Annotated in this window: 15 protein-coding genes; all 15 read right to left on the bottom strand. The window is 37.3% G+C overall.

What is annotated here, in order from left to right:
- Positions 1-106 precede the first annotated feature (106 nt).
- Positions 107-496 carry an Asp23/Gls24 family envelope stress response protein gene (locus tag JOC73_RS02550; protein WP_204400282.1) on the bottom strand — a complete coding sequence of 130 codons (390 nt, stop codon included), beginning with the start codon at positions 494-496 and terminating at the stop codon, positions 107-109.
- A 70-nt stretch (positions 497-566) separates the two neighbouring features.
- Positions 567-1,334 (bottom strand): SpoIIIAH-like family protein, encoded by a 768-nt coding sequence (locus tag JOC73_RS02545; RefSeq protein WP_204400281.1) that lies wholly within the window; start codon positions 1,332-1,334, stop codon positions 567-569.
- 78 nt (positions 1,335-1,412) lie between these two features.
- Entirely contained in the window at positions 1,413-1,997 is a 585-nt protein-coding gene (gene spoIIIAG, locus JOC73_RS02540) for a stage III sporulation protein AG (RefSeq protein WP_204400280.1), read from the bottom strand.
- Positions 1,998-2,016: 19 nt separating this feature from the next.
- Positions 2,017-2,667 (bottom strand): stage III sporulation protein AF, encoded by a 651-nt coding sequence (spoIIIAF, locus tag JOC73_RS02535; RefSeq protein ID WP_243427844.1) that lies wholly within the window; start codon positions 2,665-2,667, stop codon positions 2,017-2,019.
- Positions 2,668-2,676: 9 nt separating this feature from the next.
- Positions 2,677-3,849, bottom strand: coding sequence for a stage III sporulation protein AE (gene spoIIIAE / locus JOC73_RS02530; RefSeq protein WP_204400278.1), 1,173 nt, complete (start codon positions 3,847-3,849; stop codon positions 2,677-2,679).
- A gap of 11 nt (positions 3,850-3,860) precedes the next feature.
- On the bottom strand, positions 3,861-4,247 hold the full coding sequence (spoIIIAD, locus tag JOC73_RS02525) for a stage III sporulation protein AD (RefSeq protein ID WP_204400277.1): 387 nt from the start codon (positions 4,245-4,247) through the stop codon (positions 3,861-3,863).
- Between the two features lie 15 nt (positions 4,248-4,262).
- Positions 4,263-4,463, bottom strand: a complete 201-nt coding sequence (spoIIIAC, locus tag JOC73_RS02520; RefSeq protein ID WP_330613065.1) for a stage III sporulation protein AC — start codon at positions 4,461-4,463, stop codon at positions 4,263-4,265.
- Positions 4,464-4,480: 17 nt separating this feature from the next.
- The gene (gene spoIIIAB / locus JOC73_RS02515) at positions 4,481-5,002 is read right to left on the bottom strand and encodes a stage III sporulation protein SpoIIIAB (protein ID WP_204400276.1); all 522 of its coding nucleotides are present in this window, start codon (positions 5,000-5,002) and stop codon (positions 4,481-4,483) included.
- Entirely contained in the window at positions 4,992-6,035 is a 1,044-nt protein-coding gene (gene spoIIIAA / locus JOC73_RS02510; RefSeq protein ID WP_204400275.1) for a stage III sporulation protein AA, read from the bottom strand. The genes spoIIIAB and spoIIIAA overlap by 11 nt, the downstream gene beginning before the upstream one ends.
- Positions 6,036-6,159: 124 nt before the next feature.
- Positions 6,160-6,624 (bottom strand): CD1247 N-terminal domain-containing protein, encoded by a 465-nt coding sequence (locus JOC73_RS02505; RefSeq protein WP_204400274.1) that lies wholly within the window; start codon positions 6,622-6,624, stop codon positions 6,160-6,162.
- 59 nt (positions 6,625-6,683) lie between these two features.
- Positions 6,684-7,241: an elongation factor P gene (efp, locus tag JOC73_RS02500; RefSeq protein WP_204400273.1), complete on the bottom strand. Its 558-nt coding sequence runs from the start codon at positions 7,239-7,241 to the stop codon at positions 6,684-6,686.
- A gap of 28 nt (positions 7,242-7,269) precedes the next feature.
- Positions 7,270-8,337 carry a M24 family metallopeptidase gene (locus tag JOC73_RS02495; RefSeq protein ID WP_204400272.1) on the bottom strand — a complete coding sequence of 356 codons (1,068 nt, stop codon included), beginning with the start codon at positions 8,335-8,337 and terminating at the stop codon, positions 7,270-7,272.
- 23 nt (positions 8,338-8,360) lie between these two features.
- On the bottom strand, positions 8,361-8,792 hold the full coding sequence (gene aroQ, locus JOC73_RS02490) for a type II 3-dehydroquinate dehydratase (protein WP_204400417.1): 432 nt from the start codon (positions 8,790-8,792) through the stop codon (positions 8,361-8,363).
- A 90-nt stretch (positions 8,793-8,882) separates the two neighbouring features.
- Positions 8,883-9,146, bottom strand: a complete 264-nt coding sequence (locus JOC73_RS02485) for a late competence development ComFB family protein (RefSeq protein ID WP_204400271.1) — start codon at positions 9,144-9,146, stop codon at positions 8,883-8,885.
- An 84-nt stretch (positions 9,147-9,230) separates the two neighbouring features.
- Entirely contained in the window at positions 9,231-10,994 is a 1,764-nt protein-coding gene (locus JOC73_RS02480; RefSeq protein ID WP_204400270.1) for an S-layer homology domain-containing protein, read from the bottom strand.
- Positions 10,995-11,103: the final 109 nt, after the last annotated feature.

Raw genomic sequence — 11,103 nt, 5'->3', positions numbered from 1 at the left:
TGTATTGTTCTATATACTGAAGTATTTTAAACCACCAGATACAATAATTTTAAATTACTCCTACGCAAAACAAACCCTCTGAAACCAGAGGGTTATTTTTTAACATTTATTTTGTTCCTTGGGGCTTTCCTTCCTCAGCTGTTGCCTTAAGAAAATTCACACCTTGAACATGAATATTAACCTCAATTACCTCTAGGTTAGTCATCACTTCAATAGCCCTCTTTACTTTATCTTGAATTTCCCAAGCTACCTCGGGTATTTTTGTACCATAATCAACAATTAAGTAAAGGTCAATAAAACCACCTTTTTCATTAATATCAACCTTGACTCCCTTAGATAGGCTCTTTCTGCCTAGTATTTCAGCAATACCACCTACTAATCCGCCACTCATGCCAGCTACACCATTAACTTCAATAGCTGATAGGCCTGCTATCGTTGCGATTACATCTTCAGCAATACGTATTTCACCATACTCTAAATTTTGAATAGCATCCATCTATTTCACCCCCTGAGTGTCAATTACCTAGGATTATTATACCAAATTCCTTTGCTATTGACAAACAGTTCTATTTTTTATTCATAATAATTATGTTATCCATAACAATTTCCGTTTCTCTTCTAACGATATCCACTATTTGAGCTACTTCTTTTCCGTTTAGTCCTGGACTCTGAACAACAATATTAATTGTCTGATCAGTTAAGTAGACAATCGCATCATTAAATCCCTTCGCAGTAATCATGTTCTCAATCATAAGCTCTTTGTCAGTATTGGTTACCAACTGCATTTTCATAGTTTGAGCTTGCTCTCTTACATCCTCAGCAGTGTAGGCATTGTCTACGATACTATTTAGGTACGACATCATTTCACTACGTTTCTTGTCTCTTTGCATCTTACTTTCTATAAAATAAGCATTACTTTGCATCACTTCTTTACTGGTAATTATTTTCGTAATTTCTGCACTCGTTGCCTTTGCTGTATCTTCAACATTATTTTCAAGACTGTCAACTACTATTGCATTATCCATTTCTTCCTCAGTATTGGCAGTTGTTACGGTCGCTTGGTCAGCTTCCTCACCTGCTTCTTCACCTTCAGCATCTTTTTCGTATTGCTGTTGTGTATCTTCTAGCACCAATTCTTCATCGTCTAATATTTTATTAAGTACACCACTTTCCTCCATCAGCTTCATTTCATATTTCTCTAATTCACTGGAGGTCTGAAGCAAAGACTGTTTATTTAAATTATAATTAATATACCCAATAAGTCCCAACATCATTACTAAGGAAAAAATTACAAAGTTCTTTCTCTTCAATACATTAAAATCTCTAAATTTCATATTCGATTCCCTCCTATTTAATTCGTGAATACTTCAACTGTAATTTTGTATTATCCATCTTTCACAACCACACCCCTATTAGTTCCGTGGATATACTTGAACTTGATGTCCAGGGATCTGAAGTACTGTCTTTACAGCTTCATATAGTCTGGCCTTTACCTGTGGGTCATCAGCCCCCTCCGCCACTACGATGACACCCTTTACCTGTGGCTTGATTTCCTTCAGTACTAAAGGTCTATTTCCAGCATTGTCGTTGGTTATAACGGTACTTGTTGTAATATTTTCGGAGTTGACTGTTCGAGTCCCTCCATTTGAATCCTTTTCTTCAGTAGTATCTTTTGATTCAACTGTATTGATGGCAGGTACAATTTCAGCCCCCATTTCAAAGGTGACCATTACCTCTACCTCACCAGCTCCCCTCATTTCCTCCAATATCTTCTTTAATCTATTTTCAACTAATTCTTCCTCTGACTTGGTTTCCACCTGCTGCATTACGAGGGTATCCCCCATCGGATTCCTTTCTAATCGGTTTGTTGACGAATCCTTTGCAAAAAAATCTCCTGAAACAATTAAAGCCATCACCGCTACAGCTAGAATCACTAATAGGTTTGCCACATACTTTTTGGACAACAACTTTTTTAGCTCTTCATTCCATTTTTCCATCGTTTGTTCTCCTCCCGTTTTACTTATTCTTCAGTACAGAAATATTGATTTTATCCTTGTCGACTTGATAAAAGGAGCTAAAGTCATCCTTAATGACCTTTCCTTCACTATCTATCATTATGCTGCTGGCCTGAACATTATTATTATTTTTTTCCGACAAGCTTACATGAACATTGACACTAACCTCCACATCTTTTATCCTTTTTGCATTTTTCTCTGGTGGAGACTCCTGCTGTTTTTCCTCCAACAGGACAATGGTGATTCCTTTAATCATTCCAAAATTTTTTTTATCTACTTCTTCTATTTCAATCTCCAGATCATGGACTCGGTAGCCCAGTTGTTTTTCCAGCCTATGCTTCATCTGCTCCTTCAAGTTATCTTTGTAAAGCCTTGTCACCGTCTCATTGTTTGCCAAATCTATAGTGTCCATTCGATTTTGCATCGTCATGACCTCCATCTGGTTGGATGCTTGAAGAATATTATCCCCCAAGGTGGTCCCTCCCGATAGAAGCCCCATCAAGGGTCTTAAAATTACCAGCATAATCATCAATCCTATAATTACATTGATATAACGTTTATGATTGTTGTTGGGGAGTAAAAATTCCACAAAAGTAATAAATATTATGATTGAAAGAATGGTTACAATCCATTCCCTTAAACCCTCCATCATTTTTTTCACCTACCTCATCATCAGTGTAATGTTACCTGTACCTACAATTATGGTTATGGTTATAAAAAACATTATGGCTACAGAAGAAACTGTAGCAAACAAAAGAACTAATGCATTGCTCATTTGATTCAGACAGTCCACCAGTTGTTTTTGTGCAATGGGCTCTATGACTGCTGCACAGAGTTTGTAAATGACAATTAATGCAATGATTTTGATCATTGGAATTAGACAAATTAGAAATACTGTAATCAGTCCAATCGCCCCAATAGCATTTTTTAATAATAACGAACATCCCACAACTGTATCCATTGCATCCGACAAAAATCCTCCCACTATGGGAATAAACTTATCCACTGCGAACTTTGCCGTCCTCATGGTAACTCCGTCCACTGAGGCAGCTGTAATTCCCTGAATTGAGATTACTCCTATAAAGGCGGTAAGTATGGACCCTAAAATCATGACAGCCAATTGTCTTAATAATCCTGCTAATTTTGTAATCTGTATTTTTGAAGAAAAATTGTTAACAATGGATAAAACAGTGGAGAAAAAAATTAAAGGCAATACCAGTGTCTTTACCACCGTACCCACAAACCCAACTGCCCCCAACAATACTGGATGAAAAAAAGCCGAAGAAGTGATTCCTCCCATTGCCAACAGAATCGCTAATAATACCGGTAATAGAGCGTGCATAAAGGTTACCATCAAATCAATAGCCTCCCTTCCAATGGTAAGGGCTATTAAAAAGCTTTTGATCGTCAGAGTGATAATGACTAAATAGCAAACACTATAGGCTAATTTTCCGACTATGTCATTTTCAAAAGCATTTTGAAGATTGCTCAATATCGCATAAATAGAAGAGAGTACGATAATCTGCGTCAACAATACCCAGTTTGCCACCACTTCCTTGAAAAGAACCTGCAGCCCCACCTGCACCAATTCCTTTAATGATATAACCCCTTCTCCCTTTAAGAGTTTCAGAATGAGGCCCTTTAACTCCAGCCTTGGCATATGTTCTCCTAAATCTCGATTGATACTTTCCATAATCATTTGCAAATCACCGGTATCCAATCGATCTATTTGCTCCATGATAATGTTCTCAGGTGTCAATTTTGATTCTGCCCCCAGTACAAAGGGCGTCATCAATAGGTAAACTAATAAGGTTATTATCAGTAGTTTTTTCATATTTTCACATCCTAAGGTACCATATTTATAATTAAATCCATCAAGGAAACTAGAATCGGCACTGCCATCACCATGATTAACACCTTTCCCCCAAACTCAATCTTGGAGGCAATTACTCCCTCCCCCGCATCCTTACAAATCTGGGCACCAAATTCCGCAATATAGGCTATTCCAACAATTTTTAATATGGTAGAAAGATAGATATCATCAATATTGATTTTATTGGCCATTTGGTGCAGTATTTCAATTACCGACTGAAGCTTGGCTACAATAAAAATAAAGATTACAAAACCTGTCACGATACTGACAAACATCCCGATTTCTTGATTCTGATTCTTCACGGTAACTGCCAGTACAGTTGCAACTACTCCCACGGCTACAATTTGATAGATTTCCATTTCATCACATCCTTATTACAAACGAAACATCGTTTTAACTGTATCGAAAAGCTGACTAATTAAATTAATCACCATCATTAACACGATTACAACACCTGCTAGGGTCACCATCATAGCCTGCTCGTCTCTGTCTGCTGCCTTTAGCACCCTATACAACACTGCTACAATAATCCCAACAGCCGCTATCTTAAATATCAAATCTACATCCATCATCATTAAGTTTTCCTCCCCTATTAAAATAAGATTATTACAATTGCTAGGCCTCCCAGTAGTCCCATGCTTTTATACAGCTTAACATTTTTGTTTTGAAGATGGATTGCCTCGTCATAATTCCGTCTAAGTTCCTCCATAGCCAATTGTATATGCTTCATCTGATTATCTCGATCTGAATTTCCTAGGTTGTTTCCTAGATTGATTAATAACGCTAGATCTTCCTTATATAACGCACTATTTTTATGGGATAATTCAATTCCCTTTTGCCATGCCTCTGAGAAGGTATAGCCTTCTTTCCTCAGCAAGATTTCCGATGTAGTCTCCAGTAAATTTGCAATTTCTGGTGGGCTTCTCCTTGATACCTTTTGCATTAAAAAAGGTAATGGTGTAGATGCATAAACAATTTCAGTCTCCAGCATTTGAAGGGTAGAAATTAGTTGGCTAATCATTTTCGTTCGTTGGCGGTAGCCATTGGCATATATTTCTCCTATAATTGTACTTACAAATACAATAACGATAGAAAAAATAATTTTAATGATCATTTGATCTCACCACCCTGTTTCTTATCGGGCTCATGATCAGATTCTTCATGGTGTTCCCATCGTAAATTCCCTCGATTGTCCCCACATCTCCTTTATTGGATAAAACAATTATTCTTTGAAATATCTTATCCTTTACCAGATTACATATTATCTTCTTGTGGTAAAGGTCTTCTACCGAATTGCCATGGACAGTGGTGATTAGCCTAATACCTGCCATTAGTGCTTCTTCAATAGCCATATTATCCTCCTGCTTTCCCACTTCATCAGTGGCGATTACCTCTGGAGACATGGCACGGATTAGCATCATCATCCCTGCAGCCTTTGGACATCCATCCAATAGATCTGTCCTTACTCCCAAATCATTTTGAGGAACCCCTTGAAAGCTTCCTCCTATTTCTGACCTTTCATCCACTACACCTATTTTCAAGCCCCTTAGCCCTAACGCTGGCATTCCATTGCTGATATGCCGTATAATATCCCGCAATAGGGTTGTCTTACCACATTGGGGTGGTGATACAATTAGTGTGTTATAAAAATCCCCCCGTTCATTAATGAGATATTTCATAACCGAATTGGCCACGCCCTTCTTTTCTCTTGATACTCTAATATTTAAACCACTAAAATCCCTCATTGTCTTAATTCCTTTATCATCGGTGACGACTCTACCGACAATGCCTACCCGATGTCCTCCAGTGATTGTGATGTATCCTCTTTTTAATTCTTCTTCAACTGCATAAATGGAATAGTTTGAAATAAACTGTAGGGTATTTTCAATATTTATCCTACCTACTGGAAATCCTCGTTCCCTGTCCTTCACCAGCTCCCCAGTGGGACTGACAAAATAGTCTTGGTTGTTTCCATACACCATTAGTGGTTGATTCATCCTTAGTCTAATTTCTTCCATGGTTGTTTTAAATGTTTCTGGTATCTTACCGACTATTTTCCTTAGTTCAGGACAGAGGTACTGTTCCAACTGTAAATGTGTATCCATATTTGATGCTTTTTTTATAAAGTTACTTTCCATAGGATTCATCAGAACATGTCCCCCCTTTATATATAATAAATATTGTACTTGCCCACTAAATATGACTGAAAACAAAAAAAAGAAAATCCAATGTTCTTCACATTGGATTTTCAATGGTTAGGTAATTTAGTTATTATTCTTCGTCGTCGTTATGGATTTCTTCGTACTCTGCATACTCATCTTCGTCCATTATTGTAATAGGACGGTGGCATTGAGGACATTGTACTTCGATTTCTTCTTCATCTAGTAAATCTTCGTCTACATAGATTTCTTCGTCACAGTAAGGACATTCTACTTCTGCGAAATCGATATCGTCATCATCATAATCGTCGTCATCATAATCGTCATAATCATCATCATATTCGTCTTCGTCAAGGTCGAATAACTCATCTTCAACCTCCATTAGGTCTTCGTCTAATGCCTCTACGTACTCAGCTAGTTCCTCTTGATCTTCACTAACCTCTGCAATGGCATCTGCAAATTCCTCTAAAGTGTCGATGATGCTGATTAACAACTTACCTTCTTTAGATGATTTTTTGATGTCTAGACCATCCGCTAACCCTCTTAAATAAGAAACTTTTTCAAACAAATAACTCATTCCTATTACCTCCTTTTCTAGCATAATACTTTAATATTATTACCTAGAATATATGGATTTTATGCTCTTGACATATATTCTCCAGTACGAGTGTCAATTCTTACCTTATCACCTTCGTTGATGAAAAGAGGAACATGGATTACAGCTCCCGTCTCAACTGTAGCAGACTTTGTAACGTTAGAAGCAGTATCACCTTTGATGCCAGGCTCTGTTTCTGTAATGACTAACTCAACAAAGTTTGGTGGGTCTACTTGGAAAGGCTTTCCTTGGTAGAATTTTATAGTGGCTGAATCATTTTCCTTTAAGAACTTAATTGCATCCTCTACTTGATCATAAGACAATGGGATTTGCTCATAAGTTTCATTATCCATAAAATGGTATAATTCACCATCACTATATAAGTATTGCATTTCTTTTGTTTCGATATGTGCTCTTGGATAACGATCAGATGGGTTGAAAGTCTCCTCTCTGATGGAACCAGTCTTTAAGTTTTTGTGCTTCGTTCTAACAAAAGCTGCTCCTTTACCTGGCTTAACATGTTGGAAATCCAAAACTACATATGGCTCTCCATTCATTTCAAAAGTAACACCTTTTCTAAAATCACCTGCTGAAATCATTCTATCCCTCCATAGTTAAATGTTAATGTTATAATTTAAGTTCAATCAGTTCCTTGGTAGATTTTGATAGAACTCGATAACCATCTTCTGTTACGACAACTAAGTCCTCAATTCTTACGCCACCATAATGTGGAACGTAAATTCCTGGCTCTATAGTGATGACGGCACCTGGCTCCATTGCCACTGTTCCACGGGCATTTACATGGGGAAGCTCATGGACTTCAATACCAACACCATGCCCTAAACCATGTCTAAAGTTTTCACCATAACCTTTTTCAGTAATAATGTCTCTTGCAATTTTATCTAATTCTATTCCAGTAATACCTGGTCTAACAGCCTTTAGAGATGCTTCTTGAGCTTCTAATACCCCGTAGTAGATTTCCTTTTGCTTATCAGTAGCTTCTCCCATTACAAAACTTCTAGTCATATCAGAACAATAACCCTTATATACACATCCAAAATCAAGTGTAATCATGTCACCCTTCTCAATCACCTTATCTGAAGCTTTTCCATGGGGTAGAGAAGATCTTACTCCAGATGCTACGATCGATTCAAAACTAAGGGCACTGGCACCCTTCTTCTTCATGAATACTTCCAACTCTAGCGCTACTTCCGTTTCCTTCATCCCAGGCTTTATGTATTTCATAATATGCTCAAAGGCTTCGTCAGTAATTTCAGCCGCTTTAGCAATTAACTCAATTTCATCTTCTGTTTTGATTGAACGGATTGTAGTAAGTGTTCCCTTTAAAGGAACAAATTCAACCTCTGGTAGCTTTTCACTGAATTCTAAAAATTGACCATAGGAAACATGTTCTTCTTCGATTCCTAGTCTTTTTAGGGAATAGCTCTTTAGCACATCTGATAATGGGTTATGATTGTTCATTTCAACAATTTCAAAACCTTGACATTGCTCACTTGCTTGAATAGTATACCTGAAGTCAGTGATGAAAATTGCCTTTTCCTTAGTGATCAGGATATAACCATTACTCCCCGTAAAACCTGCTATATACCTTCTATTCTCTGGCTTGTACAATAGTATAGCATCTAAATTTTTTTCATCCAATAGGTTGCGAACTTTATTTACTCTCATTTCCATAATTTCTCCCCCTAAGATCTTATTTATTTGTCACTTGACATCAGAGCTTCCAATGCCAGTAGATAGCTTAAATATCCAAACCCAGAAATCTGTCCAATACATGCCGGTGAAACCACTGAATGTCGACGAAACTCCTCCCGACCATAAATATTGCTTAAATGAACTTCAACCGTTGGAACGTTAATTGCTTTAATTGCATCATGTATGGCAATACTATAGTGGCTGTAGGCAGCAGGATTAATGATGATTCCCTTGGCGTCCCTATGTTGGTGAAGAATGTCTATAATCTCCCCTTCACTATTACTTTGTAGTATTACCAATTTTACACCATATTTATCAGCCGACAATCGCAATTTTTCATTTATTTCCTGTAGGGAAACTGTACCATAGACTTCTGGTTCCCTTGTACCCAATAGATTTAAATTGGGACCGTGTATGACTAAGTATTTTTCCACTATTGTCAAACCCTTCCTCTCGAAATCCTATTTAATAATATCACATTTTTAAGGATTTGAATAGATTTTCATAAATTAGCATAATATTTATCAATGTCTTGGATGCTTTAATACTTTTTCAATGGCTACAATTATTGCTTTTACTGCATTAGCCTCGAATTGAGTAGATAGTTCATTAACCCTTGAATAGACTTCCCCCAAGGGGGTTGCCACATATTTTGGAGGTAAAATATTTAGTGCAAGTGCTTTAATATCACTAACACATCTTTCACATTTACAAACCTCTGGGTAGCTTTTCAAGACTTGTGGTAGCAAATGCTCAATAACGTCCTCCATATTATTTTTCACCTTCATAACCAACCTCTCCTTCTTATGATTTCTATTAGCTTATTTAATATATACCCTAAATATATTTGTTTATATTTATTTTATAAAAAATTATAACTTACCTGCCTCCTGTAGTAGATAGAGCATATAGATAATTTCTCCTCTAGTAATATTCTTCTTCATACTTAATCGGCTATCGGATCGAGTATATTTTTCGTACATCATACTGTCCTGGATTTCTTTCCAGCTAAATTCATTATTACCAGGGACCCTCTGTATAATCCACTCAATTTCTTGATAGGTGATGGGATTCTTGGGTTTGAAGGTTTCATCTGGATAACCCTTTATATACCCTTCATCAACGGCAGAAAGAATTGCACTTTTAAAAACGCCAAACTCATGTACATCTTTAAACTCCTTAACTTTTTTAGAAGCAGGAGCCCAATTTAAAACCCGCCCCAATAGGGTGACGAATTCTCCTCTAGATACATTTTCTAAAGGTTTAAAGGTCCTGTCAGGATACCCAGCCACATAAAAACGTCTAACAAAAGTATATATCTCATCACTGGCCCAATGGGTATAGATGTCCCGAAGCTCAGGATATTGTTGGTCTATCAACACTGCATATTCCCCACCCGAAAAAACACCTTTGGGGATTAATGTCGTAATTGTATTTCCATCAATACGACTAAATAAGTATCGCCATTCTCCATTGATCATTTGATATATACCAGCTCTTTCAGTCCCATAATAAGTAAAGCTCAAAGTAACTGGCTCCCTAAGCTCAATCGCCCCTAGGTGATTTTCTACCTCCAGCGAATATTTTCTAGTAGCAGCCTCTAGTCGCTTGGTGTTTAAGTAGTAGATGGGTAGGGTATCTTTTTCAACTGAAAAGAAGGTTTCCCAATAGAAGGCTCCAGGCATAATCTCTACAGTTAAAACTTCATCGGTGCTGCTAATTGTTTCACCCAACATTGAAACCTCAGTTACCTTGATATTATCTAAAATGGCGGAGAGATTATTTTCTTGAAAAAACTCAGTATAACCAGATTTAAAGCCCTCCTTGTACCCAGCTATAAAACCCTCCCTATACTGTGAATTTCCCCTCATTAAATTTCCTTGGATGATAATTTCCGTATCTGTTGGAAGTGCAGCTCTCCAACTGCTGTTTCTTCCATCTACAAAATCTATCCTTCCACTAACCTTCCCTTGTTCTTCGCCTGCCTCTTCACCATGGATGTAGCCCATCTCTTTTGTAACCCTATGATTTTCAGCATTTGCATGTCGGAATGCCTCAGTATAAGCAGCTTGATAAGCCTTCTTAAAACTAAGAATAAATTCATTTGAATAATGTTCTGTGTCCCGATTAAGCGAATACTCTCTAATCAGTTGGGTATTAGAGGGAACAGACCTTCTCCAATCATTGGTTTTGCCCCCATGATATTCCTTAATGCCATTTTGTCCCCCTAATAGACTCCCGAAAAACTCACCATGGGAGACTGCGTACCGATATTTTTGGTTGGTTTCTGTTACAGTGGTTTCCTGATTCTCTAAAACCCTATAGCCGTTTTCATATCCCTCTTCAAAACCCTTTCTAAACCCCCTTAGGAAGTAATATTTTGTCAGATAGGACTGGTCATCTAATTCATAGAGGGAGATTGTCCTAACTTCCTCCTCTGCATAAGCCTTTAGCCAATCCTTTGGGTGATCATTTATATAGTCCCTTTGAGCTGCCAACTCTCCAGCAATAAGACCGATTTCCTTCCCATTTTCTTCATTTAGGTGTTGATTTTGGGCATTTGCAAAACTAATATTACTAATACTCATCAAACATATCCATATCATAACTAAAGAAAGTACTTGCTTTTTTCCCATAGTAACCTCCTATTCTCCATAGGTTGATAAAAATAAATTATTAATCAATCCCGTTAAAACTATTATCGTTTCGGAATTAATAATGTTTGTCCAACCTTCACATGGTTTT

Source organism: Alkaliphilus hydrothermalis, assembly GCF_016908555.1.
In the GTDB taxonomy this organism is placed as follows: Bacteria; Bacillota; Clostridia; order Peptostreptococcales; family Natronincolaceae; genus Alkaliphilus; species Alkaliphilus hydrothermalis.
The sequence above is the reverse complement of the archived record's forward strand: the minus strand, read 5'-3'. Positions and strand labels throughout refer to the sequence as shown.

Coding starts and splice junctions, on each gene's coding strand:
- JOC73_RS02550 (WP_204400282.1), bottom strand. CDS start 496: ATGGATGCTATTCAAAATTTAGAGTATGGTGAAATACGTATTGCTGAA.
- JOC73_RS02545 (WP_204400281.1), bottom strand. CDS start 1,334: ATGAAATTTAGAGATTTTAATGTATTGAAGAGAAAGAACTTTGTAATT.
- spoIIIAG (WP_204400280.1), bottom strand. CDS start 1,997: ATGGAAAAATGGAATGAAGAGCTAAAAAAGTTGTTGTCCAAAAAGTAT.
- spoIIIAF (WP_243427844.1), bottom strand. CDS start 2,667: ATGATGGAGGGTTTAAGGGAATGGATTGTAACCATTCTTTCAATCATA.
- spoIIIAE (WP_204400278.1), bottom strand. CDS start 3,849: ATGAAAAAACTACTGATAATAACCTTATTAGTTTACCTATTGATGACG.
- spoIIIAD (WP_204400277.1), bottom strand. CDS start 4,247: ATGGAAATCTATCAAATTGTAGCCGTGGGAGTAGTTGCAACTGTACTG.
- spoIIIAC (WP_330613065.1), bottom strand. CDS start 4,463: ATGATGATGGATGTAGATTTGATATTTAAGATAGCGGCTGTTGGGATT.
- spoIIIAB (WP_204400276.1), bottom strand. CDS start 5,002: ATGATCATTAAAATTATTTTTTCTATCGTTATTGTATTTGTAAGTACA.
- spoIIIAA (WP_204400275.1), bottom strand. CDS start 6,035: ATGAATCCTATGGAAAGTAACTTTATAAAAAAAGCATCAAATATGGAT.
- JOC73_RS02505 (WP_204400274.1), bottom strand. CDS start 6,624: ATGAGTTATTTGTTTGAAAAAGTTTCTTATTTAAGAGGGTTAGCGGAT.
- efp (WP_204400273.1), bottom strand. CDS start 7,241: ATGATTTCAGCAGGTGATTTTAGAAAAGGTGTTACTTTTGAAATGAAT.
- JOC73_RS02495 (WP_204400272.1), bottom strand. CDS start 8,337: ATGGAAATGAGAGTAAATAAAGTTCGCAACCTATTGGATGAAAAAAAT.
- JOC73_RS02485 (WP_204400271.1), bottom strand. CDS start 9,146: ATGAAGGTGAAAAATAATATGGAGGACGTTATTGAGCATTTGCTACCA.
- JOC73_RS02480 (WP_204400270.1), bottom strand. CDS start 10,994: ATGGGAAAAAAGCAAGTACTTTCTTTAGTTATGATATGGATATGTTTG.